The 21,500-nt window shown below is 67.6% G+C and carries 20 protein-coding genes and 1 tRNA gene; 8 read left to right on the forward strand and 13 right to left on the reverse strand.

What is annotated here, in order from left to right:
* Nucleotides 1–28: 28 nt before the first annotated feature.
* Together IAI54_RS19190 and IAI54_RS19195 are read right to left on the reverse strand one after the other, a co-directional pair.
* A complete protein-coding gene (locus tag IAI54_RS19190; RefSeq protein ID WP_187968714.1) occupies nucleotides 29–340 on the reverse strand; it encodes a DUF167 family protein in 312 nt (103 codons plus the stop codon).
* A gap of 5 nt (nucleotides 341–345) precedes the next feature.
* Entirely contained in the window at nucleotides 346–636 is a 291-nt protein-coding gene (locus IAI54_RS19195) for a YggT family protein (RefSeq protein ID WP_187968715.1), read from the reverse strand.
* Nucleotides 637–774: 138 nt separating this feature from the next.
* Here IAI54_RS19195 and IAI54_RS19200 point away from each other — a divergent pair.
* Nucleotides 775–850, forward strand: a tRNA-Ala gene (locus tag IAI54_RS19200).
* Nucleotides 851–1,180: 330 nt separating this feature from the next.
* Here IAI54_RS19200 and IAI54_RS19205 read toward each other — a convergent pair.
* Nucleotides 1,181–3,403: an autotransporter domain-containing protein gene (locus IAI54_RS19205; RefSeq protein ID WP_187968716.1), complete on the reverse strand. Its 2,223-nt coding sequence runs from the start codon at nucleotides 3,401–3,403 to the stop codon at nucleotides 1,181–1,183.
* Between IAI54_RS19205 and IAI54_RS19210 the strand changes: the two genes are divergently transcribed.
* Both IAI54_RS19210 and IAI54_RS19215 read left to right on the forward strand, forming a co-directional pair.
* Nucleotides 3,356–5,782, forward strand: coding sequence for a sensor histidine kinase (locus IAI54_RS19210; RefSeq protein ID WP_235679104.1), 2,427 nt, complete (start codon nucleotides 3,356–3,358; stop codon nucleotides 5,780–5,782). The two genes, IAI54_RS19205 and IAI54_RS19210, sit on opposite strands and share 48 nt — an antisense overlap.
* A complete protein-coding gene (locus IAI54_RS19215) occupies nucleotides 5,779–6,426 on the forward strand; it encodes a LuxR C-terminal-related transcriptional regulator (RefSeq protein WP_187968717.1) in 648 nt (215 codons plus the stop codon). Before IAI54_RS19210 ends, IAI54_RS19215 begins: the two co-directional genes overlap by 4 nt.
* Nucleotides 6,427–6,657: 231 nt before the next feature.
* On the opposite strand, the gene IAI54_RS19220 is transcribed toward IAI54_RS19215, so the two are convergent.
* From IAI54_RS19220 to dctP, 5 genes are read right to left on the reverse strand one after another with little or no spacing between them, the layout of a single operon-like run.
* Nucleotides 6,658–7,374 (reverse strand): SDR family oxidoreductase, encoded by a 717-nt coding sequence (locus tag IAI54_RS19220; RefSeq protein WP_187968718.1) that lies wholly within the window; start codon nucleotides 7,372–7,374, stop codon nucleotides 6,658–6,660.
* 2 nt (nucleotides 7,375–7,376) lie between these two features.
* Entirely contained in the window at nucleotides 7,377–8,288 is a 912-nt protein-coding gene (locus IAI54_RS19225) for an NAD(P)-dependent oxidoreductase (RefSeq protein WP_187968719.1), read from the reverse strand.
* 16 nt (nucleotides 8,289–8,304) lie between these two features.
* The gene (locus tag IAI54_RS19230; protein ID WP_187968720.1) at nucleotides 8,305–9,618 is read right to left on the reverse strand and encodes a TRAP transporter large permease; all 1,314 of its coding nucleotides are present in this window, start codon (nucleotides 9,616–9,618) and stop codon (nucleotides 8,305–8,307) included.
* Nucleotides 9,611–10,138, reverse strand: coding sequence for a TRAP transporter small permease subunit (locus tag IAI54_RS19235; protein ID WP_187968721.1), 528 nt, complete (start codon nucleotides 10,136–10,138; stop codon nucleotides 9,611–9,613). The genes IAI54_RS19230 and IAI54_RS19235 overlap by 8 nt, the downstream gene beginning before the upstream one ends.
* Nucleotides 10,139–10,196: 58 nt before the next feature.
* Nucleotides 10,197–11,213: a TRAP transporter substrate-binding protein DctP gene (gene dctP / locus IAI54_RS19240; protein WP_187968722.1), complete on the reverse strand. Its 1,017-nt coding sequence runs from the start codon at nucleotides 11,211–11,213 to the stop codon at nucleotides 10,197–10,199.
* A gap of 138 nt (nucleotides 11,214–11,351) precedes the next feature.
* On the opposite strand from dctP, the gene IAI54_RS19245 reads away from it, so the two are divergent.
* The 4 genes from IAI54_RS19245 to IAI54_RS19260 all read left to right on the forward strand — a co-directional run bounded on the left by IAI54_RS19245 (nucleotide 11,352) and on the right by IAI54_RS19260 (nucleotide 14,970).
* Nucleotides 11,352–12,152, forward strand: coding sequence for an N-acyl homoserine lactonase family protein (locus IAI54_RS19245; RefSeq protein WP_210321150.1), 801 nt, complete (start codon nucleotides 11,352–11,354; stop codon nucleotides 12,150–12,152).
* Between the two features lie 69 nt (nucleotides 12,153–12,221).
* Nucleotides 12,222–13,406: a serine hydrolase domain-containing protein gene (locus tag IAI54_RS19250; protein WP_187968723.1), complete on the forward strand. Its 1,185-nt coding sequence runs from the start codon at nucleotides 12,222–12,224 to the stop codon at nucleotides 13,404–13,406.
* Between the two features lie 2 nt (nucleotides 13,407–13,408).
* On the forward strand, nucleotides 13,409–14,197 hold the full coding sequence (locus IAI54_RS19255) for an SDR family NAD(P)-dependent oxidoreductase (RefSeq protein ID WP_187968724.1): 789 nt from the start codon (nucleotides 13,409–13,411) through the stop codon (nucleotides 14,195–14,197).
* A 17-nt stretch (nucleotides 14,198–14,214) separates the two neighbouring features.
* Nucleotides 14,215–14,970 (forward strand): SDR family NAD(P)-dependent oxidoreductase, encoded by a 756-nt coding sequence (locus IAI54_RS19260; protein ID WP_187968725.1) that lies wholly within the window; start codon nucleotides 14,215–14,217, stop codon nucleotides 14,968–14,970.
* 35 nt (nucleotides 14,971–15,005) lie between these two features.
* On the opposite strand, the gene IAI54_RS19265 is transcribed toward IAI54_RS19260, so the two are convergent.
* Nucleotides 15,006–15,701, reverse strand: coding sequence for a GntR family transcriptional regulator (locus tag IAI54_RS19265; protein WP_187968726.1), 696 nt, complete (start codon nucleotides 15,699–15,701; stop codon nucleotides 15,006–15,008).
* A 126-nt stretch (nucleotides 15,702–15,827) separates the two neighbouring features.
* Between IAI54_RS19265 and IAI54_RS19270 the strand changes: the two genes are divergently transcribed.
* Nucleotides 15,828–16,229, forward strand: coding sequence for a carboxymuconolactone decarboxylase family protein (locus IAI54_RS19270; protein ID WP_187968727.1), 402 nt, complete (start codon nucleotides 15,828–15,830; stop codon nucleotides 16,227–16,229).
* Between the two features lie 27 nt (nucleotides 16,230–16,256).
* Here IAI54_RS19270 and IAI54_RS28990 read toward each other — a convergent pair whose 3' ends face one another.
* The 4 genes from IAI54_RS28990 to leuS all read right to left on the reverse strand — a co-directional run bounded on the left by IAI54_RS28990 (nucleotide 16,257) and on the right by leuS (nucleotide 21,342).
* Nucleotides 16,257–16,976 carry a BA14K family protein gene (locus IAI54_RS28990; RefSeq protein WP_235679105.1) on the reverse strand — a complete coding sequence of 240 codons (720 nt, stop codon included), beginning with the start codon at nucleotides 16,974–16,976 and terminating at the stop codon, nucleotides 16,257–16,259.
* Nucleotides 16,977–17,103: 127 nt separating this feature from the next.
* Nucleotides 17,104–18,027 (reverse strand): 1-acyl-sn-glycerol-3-phosphate acyltransferase, encoded by a 924-nt coding sequence (locus IAI54_RS19280; protein WP_187968728.1) that lies wholly within the window; start codon nucleotides 18,025–18,027, stop codon nucleotides 17,104–17,106.
* A gap of 107 nt (nucleotides 18,028–18,134) precedes the next feature.
* Nucleotides 18,135–18,728 carry an LPS assembly lipoprotein LptE gene (gene lptE / locus IAI54_RS19285; protein ID WP_187968729.1) on the reverse strand — a complete coding sequence of 198 codons (594 nt, stop codon included), beginning with the start codon at nucleotides 18,726–18,728 and terminating at the stop codon, nucleotides 18,135–18,137.
* Nucleotides 18,715–21,342 carry a leucine--tRNA ligase gene (gene leuS, locus IAI54_RS19290; protein WP_187968730.1) on the reverse strand — a complete coding sequence of 876 codons (2,628 nt, stop codon included), beginning with the start codon at nucleotides 21,340–21,342 and terminating at the stop codon, nucleotides 18,715–18,717. The genes lptE and leuS overlap by 14 nt, the downstream gene beginning before the upstream one ends.
* Between the last annotated feature and the right edge of the window lie 158 nt (nucleotides 21,343–21,500).

Consider the following 21,500-nt stretch of genomic DNA (forward strand, 5'->3'; position numbering starts at 1 on the left):
CGCGGGTCCCACGCAGGGGACGACGGCTTCAGCCCTTGGCCGCCAGGGCGCCCAGCCGTTCCGCCAGGTCCCGCGCGTCGCCCGACAGCCGCACCGTCTTCAGCCGCGCCGTCCCGCCGGCCACGACGCTGACCGACCGCCGCGGCAGGCCGAGCGACGCGGCGAGAAGCTTTTCCAGCGCGGCATTGGCCGCGCCCTTCTCCGGCGCCGCGCGCACTCGCGCCTTGAGATGGGAGCGCCCGTCGGCCGTCTCCTCCACCCCGTCGACCGCATCCTCGCCGCCGCGCGGCGTCAGCCGCACGAAGAGGTCGAGCCCGTCCTTCGCCGGACGGAAGAACATTTGGGTCAGATCAGCGCCGGCGCGATGGTGGTGATGATCAGCTGGCGCACGAAGAACAGGATCAGCAGCAGGATGATCGGCGAGATGTCGATGCCGCCGAGATCGGGCATGATGCGCCGGATCGGCCGCAGCGCCGGCTCGGTCACGCGGTAGAGAAAGTCGCCGATCGTCGCCACGACCTGGTTGCGCGAATTGATCACATTGAAGGCGAACAGCCACGAGAAGATCGCCGAGGCGATGATGAGCCACCAGAAGATGTCCAAGGCCAGAAGAAGGGTCTGGATAAGCGCAACCATGCCGGTCTCCGATCGTTTCGCGACATGTAGCCATTGCCCTGCCCGGGGGCAAGGGAGAGTGCGGCGCGCGCCAACGCCGCCGCGCGTCCCGCTTGACAGCGCCCGCCCCGCGCTCGTAAAAGCCGCCATCCGCTGGACGGGGCTGTAGCTCAGCTGGGAGAGCGCGTCGTTCGCAATGACGAGGTCAGGGGTTCGATCCCCCTCAGCTCCACCAGTGGAAATTCTTTGCCTTCGGCGGCTTGTGAGCGTCGAAAGCCCCCCACTTCCCCTCCCTTTGCCGAAACCCGGCCGAGCGTCAGCGCAGGGTGGCTGGCCCACGGCATCCGGAAGACCTCCTTCGCCCGGATCGGCGAAGTGCTGCAGATCCGTGTCCATCCTTCAGTTCCTGAGAAGTCTCTCTGGGTGATCAAGCGACCGTCCGGCAGGCGGCCGTTCCACCGCCCACAGGGCGGACAGGACCGGCTTCGACGTCAGACCTCCTTCTGGTCCGCAGAGGGCGGGCAGGCCGGAGCCGTCGCGCATGGAGACGGCTCCGGCATCCTCCTCAGAAGTTCACGCGCCAGTTCGCCGCGATCCAGGCGTTGGAACTCTCCCCAGCGGTGGTGACGTTGCCCATGACGGAGAGCGTCGATCCGGCGACATCGAGTTCGAAGCCGGCGCCCGCGCGAAGCCAGTCTTGCTTGTGCTTTTCCGCCCCGAAATCGAACGTCTGCAGTCCCACGAGTTCGCCGGTCACATTCGATCCGCGGCCTTCGAAACGGTGCACCCCCTCCAGCGTGCCGATCAGGCGGAGTCTTTCGTTCAGCGGCATCTTCGCATCGACGCCGTAGCGAAGTTCGGTGCTGTCGCTGCAAAGCTTTCCGAAACTTGCCGGGAAGGCACCGCCGCTTTCCGTGTACCCGTCGAGGCATGCGCGGGCGTATGACAGTTCGCCGTAGGGGGAGAGGTACGGGAAGAGGTTCTCGTACTGGAGACGTCCGCGGATCCCCGAGGCTCCGACATCCGTGCGGCCCGTCGAGGTGCCGATTGCGCCGCCATTGACCAGATAGTTGCGCGCGATGTCGGCGCCGCCCCGGAGCCCGGTGGCGGTGACGATCCCCCAGAGACCGCCGCTTGCATCTCCCGTGATCCGACCCATCGCCTCGAGCTTGAGGTATCCCGCGTCCACCTCGGTCGATCCGCCGAGCAGCGTGTGCTGGGTAAGCCGGGTGAGCCCCGCGACGGCATTCAGCTGGAGGACGCCGAGGTTGTATCCGAGCCCGATCTCGCCGATCCCGAGCGCCCCGTCGCGCCCGCCGTGATCGTCACGGCCGAGATCGCCGCCGACCCAGGCGGTGAACCGGCCTTCGGACACACGCCGATCGAGAGGCCGTGATCCCGCGCCATTGACGATGACGCCGAGGCCGTTGACCACGGACGTATTGGCCGTCCCGGACGTCGCCAGGCTCGCGCTCAACTCTTCCAGGACGCCGAGACCGGCGTTTCCACCGGATCCGCCGCCTCCGCCGTTGCCCGAGCCGCCGGTACCGCCGCCGGAATTGCCGCCGGGATCGCCTTCGCCTTCTCCGCCCCCGGTGCCGCCTTGCCCGCCGCCGCCGCCTTGATTGCCGCCGCCGGAATCCGGTTGTCCGGCGGGTCCGGTACCGGTGCCGCGAGCGACGTACACCTTGTTGTCATGGGTCAGACCGACGACGACGGAGCCGTCCGCATTCGTGGCTTCCGCCGTCTGCGTGATCCTGAACCGACCGAAATCGTCCCTCGGTATGTCGGCGCCGCTGTCCTCCAGCCACTCTTCGACCTGCTGCATTCCGCTGTCTTCCGTCCAGCGGAAACCGTAGAACGTACTGTCCTCCTTCATGGCCTTGCCGACGATGGTCATGCCGTTGCCGGAAACACCCAGAGACTGGGACTGCCGGTCGGTCGAGCCTTCCAGGTCTCCGAGTTCCGAGATCTGCCCGTCGTCCCAGCGGACGGCCCTGGTCGTGTAGCCCTTCAAAGAATGCCCGACGATGACCTGGCCGTCCCAGGATACGTCGGTCGCGGTCGCGGTGTCGTTGGCGACCGAATAGGCGCTGAGCGTCGGCAGCGTGGTCATCCCGGAGGCGTCGGTCCAGCGGAAGGCCTGAAACTTGTTCTGAGCCGACACGGCCGATCCGACGATCACGGAACCGTCCCAGGAGACGGCAGTCGCCCGATCGTTGCCCTTGCCTTCACCGCCCTCCAGCCAGCCGAGGCCGACCATGCCCGTATCCTCGGTCCAGCGAAAGGCCTGCCCGCCGTTGGCGCCGATGTATCCGACGATGACCGACCCGTCTCCGGAAACCGATGTGGCTTCGGAGAAGACGTTGTCGTCGTCGAGATTCTCGAACCCGCCACCCGCCGTCCAGCGATAGGCGCGTTGACCGAACGGCGCGCCGGACACCCCGCTTGCCGCCTTGCCCACGATCACGCCGCCGTCCGCCGAGATATCGGACGCGGTGTAATACTGATTGGCCGCGAGCGGTCGGTCGGTGGTGGCATCACCCGCCGGCACGATCCCGCCTTCTGCCGTCCAGATGAACCCGGTGTAGATGCTCTGGGAATAGCTGCGGTACACGGTGCCGACGAAGGCGCCGCCATCGGCCGTCACACCGCCGATCAGGGCTAAGTCGGTCAGGTCGCTGCTGAAGGAGGGTTCGGCAGGATCGCCGTACCGGTCGCGGATGATCTGCGTTGCCGCATGTTCATCGTAGCTGGCAGCTTCCTGGCCAAATCCCGGCGCCGCCACCAGAACGGCAGCCGTTGCGAGCGCTGTCGTCTGCAGCAAACCCATGCGTCGTTTGATCATTTTACACAGTCCCAACACTTCGGATGTCCCTGGGTAAAGGCTGGTAAAGACAGTGATCCGCTTGCGGCATCACCTGAACAGGTGAGGCTGAACTCACCTGTTCAGGTGATGCCGACGACGCTCTGCCTGCTATACGGGCACGCGAATCAGGTTGAAGGAGACTTGGGCTTGCGGGCCAGAGCAACACCATCCGCCATCCTCGCCATGGTCGCAGCGGCCGGCCTTGCAGCCGCCGCCGTCGCGCTGCACCTTGCGCTTTCGCAGCCCTGGCTCGGACTGACCTTGTCCGTCGACGCGCTGACGCGGCAGGTCGTGGTCGATCGAACCTCGTCGGGCGGCCCTGCCGACGGCATCCCTACTGCCACGGCCCTCGCCCGGATCGGCGGACTGCCGGTAGAGCCCGACGATCTCATCGAAGAGCCCGACGTCGTGGAGGACTACGCTGCCATGCATCGGTTCTTCGACCGTCAGACGGAATTTTCGGAGGCGGTTCGGGCTGCCCGGGTCGCGATTGCATCGGCGGGCAAGCCCGCCTCGGCCTGGGAGGTGCAGCCCCGGCCAAGCCGGCCTCTTTCGAGTCTTCCTCTCGTATTCTGGGTCCAGATCGGCGCGGGCCTGATCAGCCTCGTCATCGGGTGCTGGGTCTGGTGCATTCGCAGCCGCGAGGCGTCGACGAGACTGCTCGCCATGGCTGGCCTCGGAATCCCGGTATCGGCCTTTCCGGCTGCGATCTATTCGTCGCGGGAACTCGCTTTGCCGGGCGACCTTTTCCGCGCCCTGTCGTCGCTGAACTATCTCGGTTCGCTCACGTTCGGCGTCGCGATGGCTGCGCTGTTCTTCGTCTATCCGAACCGGCTGATTCCCGCGCGCGCGCTCATCGCGCTGCCGGCCCTGTTCCTGCCCATTTGGTCGGTGGATGCGCTGCAGCTGGGCTTTGCCGGCCCGGTCGAGGGTCGGCATCTGCCCATCGTCATCCTGATGCTGCTGATTTTGGCGGGAGGTGCCTGGCAGTATCGTGCAAGTCGCCCTGATCCCGCCGCCAGGGCCGTCGTCCGGTGGTTCGCGCTGTCCGTCGGCCTTTGCGCCGGAACCTTCGTCGTCGTCGTGCTCGCGCCGAATCTGTTCGGCATCAGGACGGCCGTCTCTCAGGGATATGCCTTCGTGCTGTTCGCGCTGCTCTTCCTCGGTGTCGCAGCCGGCGTCGCACGCTACAGACTGTTCGAAGTCGAACGCTGGGCGTTCGCACTTCTCTACTACTTCGGCGCGATCGCCTTGCTGCTGACGATCGACGCTTTCCTGATCTATGCGATCGCCATGGAGCGGCCGGCCGCCTTCGGCGTGTCGCTTCTCTTCGTCGGTCTCTTCTACCTTCCGGCACGCGACTGGTTGTCGAAATCGCTGATGCGCAGGCGCGTCCTCGACCGCGGCGAGATCTTTCGAAGGCTGGTCGACACGGCGATGAACTCCGACAATGCCCGACGCAGGAACGGATGGGAAGGCGTGCTGAGGGATGTGTTCGACCCGCTGCAGGTCGCAACGGCAACGCAACCGGCGCCGAGACGGCCGGCATTGGTCGAAAACGGACTGGCACTTCTCGTTCCTCCCGTACCTGGCCTCCCGGCCTTCGAACTCCGCTATGCCCACGCCGGACGCAAACTGTTCACGCGGTCCGACGAGCGGCTCGTCGCTGAACTCGGCGCCATCCTCGAGCATGCCGTTTCGAGCCGCGCCGCTCATGAAAAAGGCGCTGCCCTAGAGCGGACGCGGATCGCGCGCGACATGCACGACAACATCGGAGCCCAGCTTCTGTCCGCGCTGCACAGCGACAGGCGCGAGAAGAAAGATGCCTTGATCCGCGAGACGATCTCGGACCTCCGCGACATCGTCAACAACGCGTCGAGAGGCATGCGGACGCTCGAAGAGGTGCTGGCCGACCTCCACGCCGAAGTCGGCGAACGGCTTGCCGTGGCGCGCATCGACCTGTCGTGGCGGCAGTCGCTTGCCGAACCGGACCGGCCTCTCGAGCCGAATGTCGCCCACGCTCTTCGTTCGATCCTGCGCGAAACCGTGAGCAACGCGATCAAGCATTCCGCGGCCCGCACAGTCACGGTGGAGATCCAGGCATCGGACAGACGGGTGTGCATGGGAATCCGGGACGACGGTGCCGGCCTGTCCGGGGGCTCTCTGCGACGTGGTCATGGACTTTCGAACATCGAGGCACGCGTGCAGGCTCTCGGCGGCAGCCTGTCCCTGGCCGATGCCTCGCCGGGGCTTGCCGTGACGATCGAAATTCCTTCTGCCGCCGGCGCAGTGACATGACGGCGATCCTCATCGTCGAAGACCTCGCGGAGAGCCGCAAATGGCTGTCCGACCTGTGCAGATCGGCATTCCCGGAACCGCACGACATCGACATGGCCGTGACGTTGCGAGCGGCGATCGCGGCAGTGAGCCGCAAGGACTACGACATCGCTCTCGTCGATCTCGGCCTGCCCGACGGATCGGGGGTCGACGTCATTCGTGCGGTCAGATCGCGACAGAGCGAGACCTTGTGTGTCGTGACGACGGTCATGGGCGACGACATGCACATCGTTGCAGCCCTTTCGGCGGGCGCCAGCGGTTATCTCCTGAAGGAGCAGCCCGCCGAGGTCGTCGTCAGGCAGCTTTCCCAGCTCGTGGACGGCATTCCGGCATTGTCTCCCGCCATAGCGCGTCGGATCATGGAGCATTTCCAGCTGACGGGCCCGGCGGCAGAACCCGAAGAAAGTCTGACCGAACGGGAACGCGAAGTGCTGGCGTTCATCGGCAGAGGGATGCGCACGGCCGAGGTCGCCAGACAGATGGTCCTGTCCGAGAACACGGTCGCCACCCACATCAAGGCGATCTACCGCAAGCTCGGCATATCATCCCGCGCCGAAGCATCCTGGCATGCGGCAAGGCTCGGACTGACGACAGAAGGACGATAGCTGCCGCCCGGTGTGTCCAGCGCTGACGATGGCGGAGCCAACTCCCGGTGGCCCGCTCTGCCTCTTACGGACCGAACACGTGTCCATGCCGGCCATCCGTACCGCCAGGTGCGATCTGCGGCAGTATCCTTTGGCAATGCAACGGTCCGGCAGCCTCACCAGACACTCTTGCACGCGGGTCCGAAGACGCCGCCGGCCGGTCTCGCGATCCCGGCGGTATGCGCGTCCCCGCTACCCCACGCTCCCGCCCCCATCGACCAGCACCACGCTGCCGGTCATGAAGCCGTTCTGCATCAGGTGGACGATCTGGGCGGCCACTTCCTCCGGCCGGCCGATCCGCCTCAGCGGCGTCGCCGCGGCCGTCTTGTCGAACAGGGCGAGGCGCTGGTCCGGCGGCAGGTAGTCCCACCAGGGGGTCTCGATGCGGCCGGGAGAGACGCAGTTGACGCGGACGGGCGCCATCTCGGTCGCCAGCGCCTTCGCCAGCGTGTCGATGGCCGCGTTGATGGCGCTGAGCATGGTGGCTGCGCCCGTGGGGCGGGTGCCGATCATGCCCGAGACCAGCGTCAGGCTGCCGCCGGCCACGATCCGCGCGGCATGGGCGACGTTGACGGCGCCCCAGAACTTGCTGTCCATCGCGGCGCACTCGTCGGCGAGGCTGCGCTGGCGCAGCGGGCCGACCGAGAGGTCCGCCGCCGAGACGACGACGTGGTGGAAGGGCTCGCGCGCGTCGAAGAAGGCGCGCACGGCCGGCGCGTCGCGCAGGTCGAGCGCCCGGGTCTCCGCGTCGCCGAGAGCCGCCCGCGCGCGGTCCAGGCGGTCTTCCGAGCGCGACACCAGCACGATCCGGGCGCCGAGCGCATGCGCGGCCTGCGCGGTGGCGAAGCCGATGCCCGACGACCCGCCGAACACCGCCACCGTCTGGCCCGCGAGCGGATGGGCGGTCACGGTCAGTCCTCGTCGCCGCCGAGAGTCGAGCCGGCGAAGAGTTCGCTGAACTTCGCCACCGCGGTGTGGTCCTGGCCGGGTCCGAGATGCTTCTGCGCGCCGGCCCAGATGTCCTTGCACAGGCCCGAGAACGGTGCCGGCGTCGCGGTGGCGTTGGCGACGCCGAGCGCGATGCCGAGATCCTTGACCATCAGGTCGAGCCCGAAACCGGCGTCGAACCGGCGCGACAGCACGAACTGCTTGAACTTCTTCTGCGTCGAGTTGTTCATGCCGGTCGAGACGTTGAGCACGTCGACCATCAGCGCCGGGTCGAGGCCGAATCGTTGGCCGATCAGCAGCGCCTCGATGCCGATCAGGAAGCCGCCGGCACTGACGAGGTTGTTCAGCGCCTTCATCGCATGCGCGCTGCCGATCGAGCCGGTCCGGATGACGGAGCTGCCCATCGCCTCGAGCACCGGCTGCGCGCGGTCGATCGCCGCGGCATCGCCGCCCGCCATGATGGCGAGTTCGCCCGTCTTCGCGCGCGACACCCCGCCCGACACGGGCGCGTCGATCATGGCGATGCCGTCGGCCTCGAGCCGTGCGGCGATCGCACGGGTCGCGTCCGGCACCCCGCTCGTCATGTCGACGACGAGAGCCCCGTGCGAAAGCCCCCGCCGCGCGCCGGTGTCGCCGTCGAGCACCTTCTCCACGATCGCGCTCGACGGCAGCATCGTGACGAGGATGTCGCACCCTTCCGCGGCTTCGGCCGGGCTTGCCGCCGCACGGGCGCCGATCGCCTGGGCGATCCGGTCGGTGCGGCCGGCATCGGCATCGTGGACGACGACGGAGAAGCCGGCCGTCACGAGACGCGAGGCCATCGGTTCGCCCATGGCGCCGAGGCCGATGAAGCCGATGCGGGTGTTGCCGTTCATGTCTGGTCCTCGTCGGTCAGTTGAACATCTGGCGCGGCAGCCAGAGGGACAGGTCGGGGAAGGCGAGCAGCAGCGCGAGCACCACGGCCTCGATCACGATGAAGGGCAGGATGCCGCGGTAGATCTCGGGCAGCTTCACCTTGCCCTCCGACGCGCCGATCACCGCAAAGAGGTTCATGCCCACGGGCGGACTGAGCACCGCCAGTTCCACCAGCTTGACCATGATGACCCCGAACCACACGCCGTCATAGCCGAGCGCGGTGACCATCGGATAGACGAAGGGCAGCGTCATCACCTGCATGGCCAGCGGGTCCATGAACATGCCGAGCACGATGAAGACGGCCACCAGGATCAGCATGAAGACGATCGGCGAGAGTTCGAGCGCCTGCAGCAGGTCGGTCGCCGACGTCACGGTGCCGGCGACGAGGAAGAAGCGGGTGAACATCAGTCCGCCGATGATGACGATGAACAGCGCCGCCGTCACGCCGGCGGCCGAGCGCAGACAATCCGCGAGGTCGGCGGTCGACAGGCGCCGCCGCGCGACCGCGATCACCAGCGCGCCGATCGCACCGAGCGCACCGGCGCCCGACGGCGTCGTGAAGCCGAGATAGATGCCGCCGATGACCAGACCGGCCAGCAGGAACGTGGCCCACAGCGCGATGGCGCTGCGCCCGATCTCGGCCGCACTCGCCCGCGGCTGCGGCTGCGGCGCCAGACCGGGCCTGGCCCGCACCAGGAAACCGGTGCCGATCATGTAGGCGGCGGCGGTCAGCACGCCCGGCACGACGCCGGCGATCAAAAGTTCGGCGACCGATTCGCCGGTCAGCAGCCCATAGATGACGAAGCTGATCGACGGCGGAATGAGCGCCGCGATCGTGCCGGCCGCCGCGATGCATCCGGCCGAGAAGGCGCGGTCGTAGCCGAGCCGCAGCATCTCGGTCAGCGCGATGCGCGTGAACAGCGCGGCATTGACGAGCGTCGACCCGGAGATCGCCGCGAAGCCGGCCGAGGCGAGGATCGTCGCCTGGTAGAGCCCGCCGCGCGTCGAGCGCAGGATCAGGTTGGAGAAGGAGAACAGTTCCTGCGTGATCCCCGAGGCCGACGCGATCGCCCCCATCAGGATGAACATCGGGATGACCACGAAACTGTAGTCCGACGCCTGGGCGAAGGGCAGGTTCATCAGCGTGTTGAGCGCGAAGGCCGGTCCGCCGGTGACCCAGAGGCCGACGACGGCGACGCCGGCCATGGCGATGCCCACCGGCACGCCGATCAGCGACAGCGCCAGCATGGCGACGATGGCGATGAGGCCGATGGTCAACGGATCAGGCATCGTGGCCGCCCTTCGTCTCGGTGGTGGCTTCGCGTCCGGCGATCAGCCGCAGCAGCTGCCGCACGAATTCGGCGGCGGCGAGCCAGGCGCCGAAGGCCGCCACGCTCTTGAAGGGGGCCATCGGGAAGGCCAGCGCGCCGAGTGCGGCCTCGCTGATCGCCCAGGAATGGATCGCGAGCCTGGTCGTCTGCCACGCCACGAGCCCCATCAGCGCGCCGGCGATCGCCAGCGAGACGATGCCCGAGAGGCGTTTCATGCGCGGACCCATGTTCTGGGTCGCGACGTCGATGACGATGTTGGAGCCACGGGCCTGCGCCTCGGCGAGGCCGAGAAAGACGATCACCGCCAGCAGCGCGCCCGAGAGCTCCACCATGCCGGGAATGGGCTTCAGGAAGATGTTGGTCGACACGACGTCGGTCGCACCCATCAGGCCGACGATCAGCAGAAGCGCGGACGCCGCGAGGAAGCCGACATAGGAAACCCGCCGCAGCAGACGGTCGAGCCAGGCGAACAGGGCCATGAAATCACCGGGAGGTTGGCCGCGCCGGCCGCAGCAGGGCCGGCGCGGAACGCTTGGATCAGCGGTTGGCGCGGATGTAGTCGGCGAGTTCCTTCGCCTCGGCGCCCTTGCCCATCTCGTCCATCTTCTTGGCCCAGACGTCGAGCATGTCCGGAACCTTGGCCTTCAGGGCGTCCGCTTCCTCGAAGGGGACGATCTCCATGCCCGCCTCCTTGAGCCCGTCCACGGCCTTGGCCTCGTCACCGGCGATCAGGTCGTTGCCGAAAGCCTCGGCGTCCGCCGCAACCTCCTCGAACAGCTTGCGCACGTCCTCCGGCCAGCCTTCCCACTTGGTCTTGGAGATGAACAGCGTGTGGGCGCTGATCACGCCGAAGGAGAGGTCGGTGCCGTACTTCGCCACCTGGTCGATCTTGAAGGCCTTGACCGCGGAGTTGAACATGTAGGTGCAGTCCAGCGCACCCGACTGCATCGCCTGGATCATGTCGACCGGCGGGATGTTGACCGGGACGGCGCCGATCGCATCGAACATCACCGGCACGAAGGAGCCGTAGGACCGGATCTTGGTGTTCTCCAGGTCGGCCGTCGTCTTCAGCGGCTTGGTGCAGTAGACGCGGTAGTCGGGCAGGTAGCGATAGAGCAGCGGATGCAGGTTCGCCGCCGCGAGTTCGGCCTTGATGGTCTCGTTGGTGGTGAAGATGTCGGCGGTCAGCCGGTTCAGCTTCGGGCCGTCGGTGTAGGTGAACGGCAGGGCGTTGGTCACGGCCGTGAACGGCATGCGCGAGAACTGGTTGCCGGTGACGATCAGACCGAAGTCGACGGCGCCCGAGCCGACCAGATCCACCATCTCGGCCTCGCCGCCGAGCGTGTTGGCCCAGAAGTGCCGGATCTTGATCTTGCCGCCGCTGCGCTTCTCGATCTCGGAGGAGAAATAGGTGTCGATCTTCGACGTGTTGACCACCTCCGGGATGTTGGAGGAGTAGCGGAGCGTCATCTCCGGATAGTCCTGTGCGAATCCGGCACTGGCGCCGAATGAGCAGAAAGCGACGACGGGCGCCAAAAGGCGGGACATTTTCATCGGAATCCTCCCCGGATCATACTGCGCCGTGGCGCAGGGCTGATATCAAGATTGCGGCGTCCTGCCGCAATGGCAGGCTGTCATACAACATGACGGTATGATAAAGCAAGCAGGGTAGCAGGCGAGAGGGAGGAAACGGTGGAACCGACTTACGAGGTGCTGGCGCTCAGGTTCGCGCGCACCGCGCCCGACCGTCCGCGGCGCGAGAACTTCATGCCGGGCATGGACCTGCACGAGGGGCCCATGCCGCTGGACTATTACATCTGGGTGATCCGCGGCCATGGACGCGTCGTCGTGGTCGACACCGGCTTCGGGCAGGAGGCCGCCGAGGAACGCGGCCGCGAACTCATCCACGCGCCCGCAGCCCTGCTGGCAAAAGCCGGGATCGACGCTGCGACCGTGAAGGACGTGGTGCTGACCCACCTCCACTACGACCACGCCGGATCGCTGAACGACTTTCCCGCCGCCACCTTTCACCTGCAGGACGAGGAGATGCGCTACGCGACCGGCCGGCCGATGTGCCATGCCTGCCTGCGGGCGCCCTTCAACCTGCGCGACGTGATCGATGCCGTGGCCCTTGTTCATGGCGGGCGGATGAAGTTCCACGACGGCGACGCGCAACTCTTCCCCGGCATCTCGCTGCACCGGGTCGGCGGCCACACCGGCGGCCTTCAGGTCGTCCGGGTGGCGACCGCGCGCGGGCCGCTGGTGCTGGCGTCCGACGCGTTCCACTTCTCCGAGAATCGCCGGCGCCGCGCGCCTTTCCCACTGGTCCATCATGTCGGCGAGATGCTGGACGGCTTCATCCGCTGCGAGGAACTGGCGGAGGGCCGGGAGGATCTGCTCGTCGCCGGCCACGACCCGGAGGTGCGCGAGCGCTGGCCGGAACTGATCCCCGGCTTCCCCGACATCGTCCGCCTCGACCTCGACCCTCGCTGAAGCGCCTGTAGTGTTGACATACTGTCATACAAACTGATATCGGCTAGGGCGATTTTTCGGGGAGGTCCCATGCAGTTCGATCGGTCGGTAAGCGCGCGCGGGCAGGAGTTCCGCCTTCAGGGGACCTGCGATCCCGCTTTCGCCAGGGTCGCCGAAGCCTTCGCGGAGAATTTTGCCGTCGAGGAAGAAATCGGCGCGGCGACCTGCCTCTATGTGGAGGGCCGCAAGGTGGTCGATCTGTGGGGCGGCTATCGCGATGCGGCTGCGTCCGAGCCCTGGCAGGACGACACGATCCTCTGCATGATGTCGGTGGCCAAGGGCATCGCCGGCATGGCCTTCAACATCCTGATCGACCACGGCCTCGTCGATCCCGACGCGCCGGTGGCGCGCTACTGGCCGGAATTCGCGCAGAACGGCAAGGAAGGCGTGCTCGTCCGGCACGTCCTCGACCACACCGCCGGCCTGCCCGTCGTGCTCGAACCCCTGTGGAAGGGCGCCGTGTTCGATTGCGACGCCATCGTCGCGGCGCTGGAGAAGCAGGCGCCGCTGTGGGAGCCGGGCACCGTCGCCGCCTATCACATCCACACCCAGGGCAACCTTCTGGGCGAGATCGCACGCCGCGTCACCGGCAAGCGTTTCCCGCGCTTCATCGCCGACGAAATGACCGGCCCGCTCGGCGCGGACTACCAGTACGGCAACCTCTCGGATGCCGATCTCGCCCGCTGCGCCGCGCTGGTGCCGACCGTCGAGGGGACGCTGCTCGCCAAGCGCGATTCGGAGCCGGACACGCTGGTGGCGAAAGGCTTCACCCAGTTTCCCGACGAGCCGCTGCCGGTGACGCTGAACTCCACCGCCTGGCGCCGCGCCGAGATCACCAGCGCCTCCGGCCACGGCAATCCCCGCGCGGTCGCCCGCATCTACGGCGCCGTGGCGCGCGGCGGCGAACTCGACGGCGTGCGGCTGATGTCGAAGCAGACCCTCGAGGACATGCTCGTCGAGCAGCACAACCAATTCGAGCGCATGCAGCAGCGCCCCTACCACCAGGGCCGCGGCATCCTGCTCAACACGCCCGTCTCCGTCTGGATGGGTCCCAATCCCCGCGCCTTCGGGCACCACGGCTTCGGCGGCTCGATCGGCATGGGCGATCCGGACGCGAAGATCGGATTCTCCTACGGCTGCAACAAGATGCACGCCCGCGGCGACAACGGCCCGCGCGCCCGCCGCATCATCGAAGCACTCTACGAGGCACTCTGACCATGGCCGCATCCTCCCAGGAACGCGTCGCGGCCGTCACGGGCGGCGCAGGCGGCATCGGCGAAGCCTGCGTCGCCCGGCTGCGCGCCACCGGATGGCAGGTCGTCGTCCTCGACCGCAACATGGACCTCGCCCGCGAGGTCGCCGCCCGCCATGGCGCCGTCGCCCGCGAGATCGACCTTGCCGACACGGCGAGCATCGACGAGGCGGCGCGCTGGGTCGAGCGCGAGGTCGGCCCCTGCTCGGCGCTGGCCGCCGTCGCCGCCCATCTCGAGAACCCGCATATGCCCGAGAAGCAGGACGACGCGGAATGGGATGCCATCCTGCGCGTCAACCTGACGGGCACCTTCCGCACGCTCACCGCCTTCGGCGCCGGCATGCTGGAGCGCCGCGCGGGCTCCGTCGTCACGGTCGGCTCCATCACCGCCTTCAATTCGAGCCCGCTGCAGGCCTATGGCCCGACCAAGGCGGCGATCATCAACATGTCGCGCAACTTCGCCGTCGCCTGGGGCCGCCGCGGCGTCCGCGTCAACTGCGTCTGCCCCGGCCCCACCCGCACGCCCGCCGTGGAGGCGAGCTATGCCCGCGGCGAGCGCAACCCCGACACGATGATCCGCCAGACGGCGCTCGGCCGCCTCGTCAGGCCCGAGCAGGTGGCGAACGCGATCGCCTTCCTGCTGTCCGACGAGGCCGGCGCCATCACCGGCATCGAGCTTCCCGTCGATGCCGGGACGCTGGCGACGCAGCTCTGGAGCCTCTACGGCGGCGTGCCGGATCCGGTCGGACCCTGACCCATAGGAGAAATGCCATGTCGGAAGATCTCAACCGCCAGGTCGTGCTCGTCACCGGGGCCGGCCGCGGCATCGGCGCAGCCACGGCGCGCCTCCTGGCGGCGCGCGGCGCCGCCGTCGGCGTTCTCGACATCGACGGCGACCTCGCCCGCGCCACGGCCGACGGCATCGCCGCCGCGGGCGGCAAGGCGCTGGCGATCGTCGCCGATGCGTCCGACCGCCAGGCGGTGTTCGATGCGGCAGCCGCCCTCGCCGGCGCCCACGGCCCGCTGACCGGCATCGTCAACGACGCCATCTTCATCCGCTACGGCCCGGTCGAGGAGATCGAGGAAACCGTCCTCGACCGCATGTTCGCGGTCGGCATCAAGGGCGCCTTCTGGGGCGTCCAGGCGCTGCTCGCCCACCGGGGCGACAACCCGGCCTCGGTGGTCAATCTCGCCTCGCCGGTCGCCGATCTCGGCACCGCCAACACCGCCTCCTACACCGCCGTGAAGGGCGCGATCGTGGCGCTGACGCGGCAGCTCGCCGTCGAACTCGGGCCGAAGGGCGTGCGTGTCAACGCCGTCGCCCCGGGCGCCGTGCCGACCCCGGGCGCCCGCGCCATCGTCGACGAAGCCGGCTATGCGAAGCGCCGCGCCCAGACGCCGCTCGGCCGGCTCGGCGAAGAGGACGAGATCGCGGCCGCCATCGCCTTCCTGATCGGCCCCGACGCCAGCTTCGTCACCGGCGAGGTGCTTCACGCGGATGGCGGCATCACCGTCAAGTCGATGTAGGCGGAGTGATGGCCATGATGCGCCCGCAGCGCGCGCTAGGACGTCTTGGCGCCGATCGTCCGGAGCGCCGCGGTGGCCGCCGCCTCGACATGCGCCACGCAGACCTGCCAGGCACGCTCCTCGTCCCGCTTCTCGAGCGCGTCGAGGAACTCGCGAAGCTCGCGGATCGACTGCTGCGCCCGCGTGGCGCTCGACAGCGACACGACGCGCAGCTGCGAGACGCGGGTGTGGATGCGCCGGAGCATGTCGGCGGCGACCGGGTTGCCGGCGCCTTCCAGCAGGACGTCGTAGAAATGCGTCTTGGCCGCGATGAAGGCCTCGGACGAGAAGTTGTCGTAGACCTCCGCGAGCCGGTCGACGCTCGCCCGCAATTCGCGCATCTGCGCTTCGGTGGCATGGCGGGCGAACAGGCGCGCCGCCAGCCCTTCCAGCATCGCGCGCACCTCGTAGATCGACCGCGCCGTCTCCTCGGAGACGACGCTGACGCTCAGGCCCTTGTTCGGCTGCAGGGTAATGAGCCCGTCGGCCTGGAGCTCGCGCAGGGCCTCGCGCAGCGACGTCCGCGACACGCCCATCATCTCGCAGAGCTCGCGCTCGATCAGGCGCGCGCCGGCCGGGAACTTTCCCGTCGCGATGGCCATCCGAAGCCGCTCCGCGACCTGCTCGCGCAGGCCCGGCAGGGTCTGCACCTTCATCGACAGGTCCTCGCCCGTGGTCTTCGTCAGTGCCATTCGCGCGCTCCTCTCCGCGGTCCCGTCCCGTGTCCCCCGGTTCCGTCGCTTCCCTTGCGGTGAGGCGATGCGAATCCGGCTGTCGCCATATTGTATTTTTGTATGTCAAAGAACAAGAGGAACACCATGACCAACCCGACGAAGACCATCGGCGACCTGTTCGAGGACGGGCTTGCCCTGCGCCGCCAGGTGCTCGGCCACGAATATGTCGACCGGTCGATCAGTTCCGCCAATGATTTCATGATGGCCTTCCAGCACATCACGACCGAATGGTGCTGGGGCTACGCCTGGGGCCGCGACACGCTGGATCTCAAGACCCGCAGCATGCTCAATCTGGCCATGCTGACGGCTCTGAACCGTGCCGCCGAAATCAAGCTCCATGTCCGCGGTGCCGTCAACAACGGCGTCAGCGTCGAGGAGATCAAGGAAGTTCTCCTCCACGCCACGGTCTACTGCGGCATCCCCGCCGGTCTCGACGCCTTCAAGGCGGCGAACGAGGTGCTGACGGAGATGAAGGCCTTCGACTGATCGAGGCGCTCGCCCTCGTAGCTGCGGCTACCGGCATTGGCGGCGGGGTCCGCCGCCATAAGGCTGGTAGGAGTTGTCGGACGGCCGATACGAACGATAGCGGTCGAAGCAGGACTGGATGTGCCGCGACGAAAGGTAGCCCCGGCGCTGCACGGAAGGCTGCGCCTGCGCATAGCTGCGCCTTGCGACGGGAACCTCTGCGGTCGCGCCGGAATAGGGCGACACGCAGGCGCGGCTGCCACCGCTGTAGGGCGTGTAGCTGTTGTCCTCGACGCGGTAGGACCGGTAACGGTCCAGACACCACCGGACATGAGCCATGCTCATCGCCGGAGCACGCAGCTGCGGCGCGTCGTCGTCGAAGCCGTCTGCCGGATCGTCATCGCTGCCGATGGAGGCGGTTCGCGTCTCGTCGACGGATCGCGGATCCCCGGCCTCTCCGGCGGACCATGTCTTCCCGAGGGACACCGCTTCGGCGGACATGCCCCCGGCACCCTCCTCGTCCGCCTCGTCGGCCGCCGCGGCGCTGGCCACCAACGTCCCGGAACCCGACCGCGCAGGCAGCCGCTCGAGGTTCTGGTCTTCGGCGACCTTGACCGGCTCGAGCGTCCACAGACCGCGCTCGTCCCGGTTCGGCTTCCACACGGGTGTCGGATCCGCACTCAAGAACGCCATGGCCGTGACGAAGCCGCTGCCATAGAGGCCGAGCGTCGCGACGACACCGCTCAGGATCACCAGCACGATCTTCATGTCCTGTCCCTCCTCGACATGCATTAAGCAATGCCCGCGTCGGCGAGGGGTTCCCGGACTGGCGTTCGAAAAGCGGCGCCGCGATGCCGCGGCCTCGGCAGCGTCTCGCCGGACCGCTGCCGCCGGCCTAGCTCTGGATTGTCGACAGCGCGTCGAACACGGCCTGCGGATCACGCCGCAGGCCGTGCACCGTATGGTGCTGCAGCGCGGCGGTGACGTCGGCCGGCTCGCCGACCAGACGCCCATGCGGGATGGGCCTGCCGAAGGTGATCGTGAAGCCGAACTTCTTCTTGTTGAGGAGTTCGTGGAAGACCGTCATGTCGCGAAGCTCGGTCGAGTGCTTGGCGAGAAAGTAGAACAGGCCGGAGTTGCGGGCTGTGATGCGGGCGGGCACGATCGGCACCTCGTATCGCCGCGCCAGGGCAACCGCCGAGGTCTGCCAGGGACGCTCCGTCAGGGTTCCCTCGTTCCAGTAGGCGATGCGGCCGGACGGGAAGAGCACCACGGCCTTGCCGTCGGAGAAGGCCCGGGCGGTCATCGCGAGCGTATCGCGGCTCTTGGCATGCGATTTCTCGCCCGCACGCCATTCCACGGGGATGATCAGGTCGCGGAACCCGGGTGCCACGCGCAGCGCGTCGCGATTGGCGAAGATCGCCATGTCGGCCCGGTGGTGCTTCAGCGCATCGAACACGGCGATGCCGTCGGCAATGCCGGTGGGGTGGTTCGGAGCCAGGATGAAGCTTCCCTGCGCGGGGAGATTTTCGATGCCCGAGAGCGCCATGTCCAGCGAGAGAAGGTCGCTCAGATATTGCATCGCCTCGACGCCGGGAAGTCCCGCGATGGCATCCGCCATCCGAACCGCCTCATGGTAATTGAAGATGCGGAACAGGAACGGCCGCATCAGCGGCCAGAGCGGGTGCCGGGAAAGCTTCAGCGAGCGCTCGTGGATGAGCTGGTCCACGATGTGCCGGTCGGCGGCGCGTGCATCGTCATGAAGGGCACGGCTGCCGAGCAACCTGGCGATCGATGACGGCGACGTTTGCAGAGTCATGTGACATCCCCTCCGGTCGCGTCCTGTCTTGACCATATCTGTGACGCAAGAATGACGACGGCCGATTCAACGCCTCGAAAGCGAAGCCGTTCCGCCGCTCAGTCCGCTCACAGCCGGGCGAGGTCCTGCATCACGGCGAGTTGAAGGAAGGCTGCAAGCTCGCGCGCGGCGCGATTCTCGGCATCGCGTTCCGCCCGCGATTCGGCGAAGAGCTGCACCGGCCGGTCGAACGTGGCGGTCGCGCTGCGCGTGCCGCTGGCCACGACCGCGGTCGTGACCGGATCGACGAGTCTGTAGGTTGCCGTGAGCCGGACTGCTCCGGCGGAGGGCTCGGTCTCGTTGCGCTTGCGCTGCACCGTCGCGGTCTCGGTCGTCCGCTGCAGGACCTCCAGTTCCATCACGTAGCGCGGCGATTCAGGCTGCCCTGCCCCGCCGTTGAAGCCGAAGATCAGGTGATTGCGCACCTCCTGGGCAGGGCGCTGCGCGATCTCCCGCCCTGCGGCCGTGCGGGACGCCGCCTCCTTGACGGCGATGGACGCGACGCGGGCCGAGGGTTCCCCCGGCGCGATGGAAGCGGTGGCGCTGCCGTACAGAGGCTGCACGGTGCAGCCCGAGACGGCCAGCATCAGCGCCCCTGCCAGGGCCGCCGCCGCCCTTCTGAACGCGCATGAACTCGACACGACCGTATCAGATGACGACATTGACGATCCTCTGCGGCACGACGATCACCTTTCGTGGGTCCTTCCCCTCCAGCGCCTTCCGGACGACGTCCAGGGCAAGCGCGGCGGCTTCGACGGCAGATTGGTCCGCGTCGCGTGCAATTGTCAAATCCGCACGCTTCTTTCCGTTGATCTGGACCGGCAGCACGATCTCGTTGTCGACCGTCAGCGCCGCATCATATTCCGGCCAGGCCTTCTCGGCCACCATCCCGGTCCCGCCGAGCGCGGACCAGCACTCCTCGGCCAGGTGGGGCATCATCGGCGAGATGATGGTGACGAACATCTCCAGCGCCTCGCGCACGGCGCCCTTCAGGGCGGCGTCGGCCCTGCCTTCGGCCACCGCCGTCAGCGGCGCCTGCAGGTCGTTGACCAGCTTGTGGACGCGCGCGACGGCATTGTTGAAGCCGAGCCGACCGATGTTCTCGCCGACCTGCATGACCGTGCGGTGGGCCGCGCGCGACACGGCGCCCGCCTCCCCCTCGGTCGCGGTTGCCGGCGTCACACCCGCGAGTTCCGGCGCCGCTTCGGCCACGAGACGCCAGATGCGCTGCACGAAGCGATGCGCGCCCTCGACGCCGGCCTCGGTCCAGATCACGTCGCGGTCGGGCGGCGAATCCGACAGCATGAACCAGCGCGCGGTGTCGGCGCCGTAGCTGGCGATGATGTCGTCGGGGTCGACCACGTTCTTCTTCGACTTCGACATCTTCTCGATCGGGCCGATCTCGACCTCGTCGCCCGTCGACATCAGGACGGCGCGGCGCTTTCCGTCGGCCTCGTCCAGCCGTACCTCGGCAGGCGTGACGTAGCCCTTCGGACCCTTGTAGGTCTCGTGGACCACCATGCCCTGGGTGAACAGGCCCTCGAAGGGCTCCTCGACCGCATTCAGATGCCCGGTCGCCTTCATGGCGCGGGCAAAGAAGCGTGAATAGAGCAGGTGCAGGATCGCATGCTCGATGCCGCCGATATACTGGTTGACCGGCAGCCAGCCCTGCGGCCCGTCGACATGGGCGAGCGTCGTCGGCGCCTCTTCGTTCCACGGATCGGTGAAGCGGGCATAGTACCAGGACGAATCGACGAAGGTGTCCATCGTGTCGGTGTCGCGCCGCGCATCGCCGCCGCAGGACGGGCACTTCACGTGCTTCCACGTCGGGTGATGGTCGAGCGGATTGCCCGGCTTGTCGAAGGTGACGTCGGACGGCAGCACCACCGGCAGTTGGTCGGCCGGCACCGGCACCGCGCCGCAGGCGTCGCAATGGATCACCGGGATCGGGCAGCCCCAGTAGCGCTGGCGCGAGATCAGCCAGTCGCGCAGGCGGAACTGCACCTTGCGCTCGCCCATCGGCCGGCCGCCGATGGTGATCGCCTCCAGCCGCGCAGCGACGTCGTCGAAGGCGGCCTTCGGCTTCATCCCGTCGAGGAAGCGCGAATTGATCATCACGCCGTCGTCGACGAAGGCCTCGTCGACGATCCGGAACGTCGCCGCGTCGGCGCCTTCCGGCATCACCACCGGCACGACGGGCAGTCCGTACTTGTTGGCGAAGTCGAGATCGCGCTGGTCGCCCGACGGGCAGCCGAAGATGGCGCCGGTGCCATAGTCCATCAGCACGAAATTGGCGACGTAGACCGGCAGCGTCCAGCTTGCGTCGAACGGGTGCACGACGCGCAGGCCGGTGTCCATGCCCTTCTTCTCGGCCGTCTCCAGCTCGGCGGCCGAGGTGCCGCGGTGGCGCACCTCCTCGATGAAGGCGGCGAGCGCCGGGTTGTTCTCCGCCGCCTTCTTCGCCAGCGGATGGTCGGCGGCGATCGCCATGAAGGAGGCGCCGAAGATCGTGTCGGGACGGGTCGTGTAGACCTCGAGCTCGCTCACGCCCTCAGGCGCCGTGTCCAGCGGCCAGCGGATCAGCAGGCCTTCGGACCGCCCGATCCAGTTGGCCTGCATCAGCTTGACCTTGTCCGGCCAGCGGTCGAGCGTATCGAGACCGTCGAGCAGGTCCTGGCTCATCGAGGTGATCTTGAAGAACCACTGCGTCAGGTCGCGCTGCTCGACCGGCGCACCCGAGCGCCATCCGCGGCCGTCGATCACCTGCTCGTTGGCGAGAACGGTCATGTCGACCGGGTCCCAGTTGACCTTGGCCGCCTTGCGCTCGACGAGGCCCGCCTGCCAGAAGTCGAGGAACATCTTCTGCTGGTGGCGATAGTAGGATGGGTCGCAGGTCGCGAACTCGCGGTCCCAGTCCAGCGACAGGCCCATCGTCTTCAGCTGGCCCTTCATCGTCTCGATGTTGGCATAGGTCCAGTCGCGCGGATTGACCTTGTTGTCGCGCGCGGCGTTCTCCGCCGGCAGGCCGAACGCGTCCCAGCCCATCGGATGCAGCACGTTGCTGCCCGTGGCGCGCTTGTAGCGGGCCACCACGTCGCCCATCGTGTAGTTGCGGACGTGGCCCATGTGGATGCGCCCCGACGGATAGGGGAACATCTCGAGCACGTAGTATTTCGGCCGCGGGTCCTCGTTCCGTGTGCGGAACAGCCCCGCCTCGTCCCAGGCCTTGCGCCAGCGCGGCTCCGCCACGCGGGCATTGTATCGTTCGGTTGCCATGGCCGTGAATTCGCTCGATAAGGTGCGCAAATCTTTGGGCGGACCTTCACCACGGATCGCCCACGGAATCAACAAGAGACAGCCGGTCAGCGGAGCATTCGGCTTTGGACGCCAGGCCACGAACGAACCGGAGCCGTCATCCTCGGGCTCGTCCCGAG

It is taken from the genome of Aquibium microcysteis (assembly GCF_014495845.1).
GTDB lineage: Bacteria > Pseudomonadota > Alphaproteobacteria > Rhizobiales > Rhizobiaceae > Aquibium > Aquibium microcysteis.

Bases quoted from the DNA above. Each gene is read 5' to 3' on its own strand.
- IAI54_RS19190 (WP_187968714.1), bottom strand. From the start codon at position 340: ATGTTCTTCCGTCCGGCGAAGGACGGGCTCGACCTCTTCGTGCGGCTG.
- IAI54_RS19195 (WP_187968715.1), bottom strand. From the start codon at position 636: ATGGTTGCGCTTATCCAGACCCTTCTTCTGGCCTTGGACATCTTCTGG.
- IAI54_RS19210 (WP_235679104.1), top strand. From the start codon at position 3,356: ATGTTCATCGTAGCTGGCAGCTTCCTGGCCAAATCCCGGCGCCGCCAC.
- IAI54_RS19215 (WP_187968717.1), top strand. From the start codon at position 5,779: ATGACGGCGATCCTCATCGTCGAAGACCTCGCGGAGAGCCGCAAATGG.
- IAI54_RS19225 (WP_187968719.1), bottom strand. From the start codon at position 8,288: ATGAACGGCAACACCCGCATCGGCTTCATCGGCCTCGGCGCCATGGGC.
- IAI54_RS19230 (WP_187968720.1), bottom strand. From the start codon at position 9,618: ATGCCTGATCCGTTGACCATCGGCCTCATCGCCATCGTCGCCATGCTG.
- IAI54_RS19235 (WP_187968721.1), bottom strand. From the start codon at position 10,138: ATGGCCCTGTTCGCCTGGCTCGACCGTCTGCTGCGGCGGGTTTCCTAT.
- dctP (WP_187968722.1), bottom strand. From the start codon at position 11,213: ATGAAAATGTCCCGCCTTTTGGCGCCCGTCGTCGCTTTCTGCTCATTC.
- IAI54_RS19250 (WP_187968723.1), top strand. From the start codon at position 12,222: ATGCAGTTCGATCGGTCGGTAAGCGCGCGCGGGCAGGAGTTCCGCCTT.
- IAI54_RS19255 (WP_187968724.1), top strand. From the start codon at position 13,409: ATGGCCGCATCCTCCCAGGAACGCGTCGCGGCCGTCACGGGCGGCGCA.
- IAI54_RS19260 (WP_187968725.1), top strand. From the start codon at position 14,215: ATGTCGGAAGATCTCAACCGCCAGGTCGTGCTCGTCACCGGGGCCGGC.
- IAI54_RS19265 (WP_187968726.1), bottom strand. From the start codon at position 15,701: ATGGCACTGACGAAGACCACGGGCGAGGACCTGTCGATGAAGGTGCAG.
- IAI54_RS19270 (WP_187968727.1), top strand. From the start codon at position 15,828: ATGACCAACCCGACGAAGACCATCGGCGACCTGTTCGAGGACGGGCTT.
- IAI54_RS28990 (WP_235679105.1), bottom strand. From the start codon at position 16,976: ATGAAGATCGTGCTGGTGATCCTGAGCGGTGTCGTCGCGACGCTCGGC.
- IAI54_RS19280 (WP_187968728.1), bottom strand. From the start codon at position 18,027: ATGACTCTGCAAACGTCGCCGTCATCGATCGCCAGGTTGCTCGGCAGC.
- lptE (WP_187968729.1), bottom strand. From the start codon at position 18,728: ATGTCGTCATCTGATACGGTCGTGTCGAGTTCATGCGCGTTCAGAAGG.
- leuS (WP_187968730.1), bottom strand. From the start codon at position 21,342: ATGGCAACCGAACGATACAATGCCCGCGTGGCGGAGCCGCGCTGGCGC.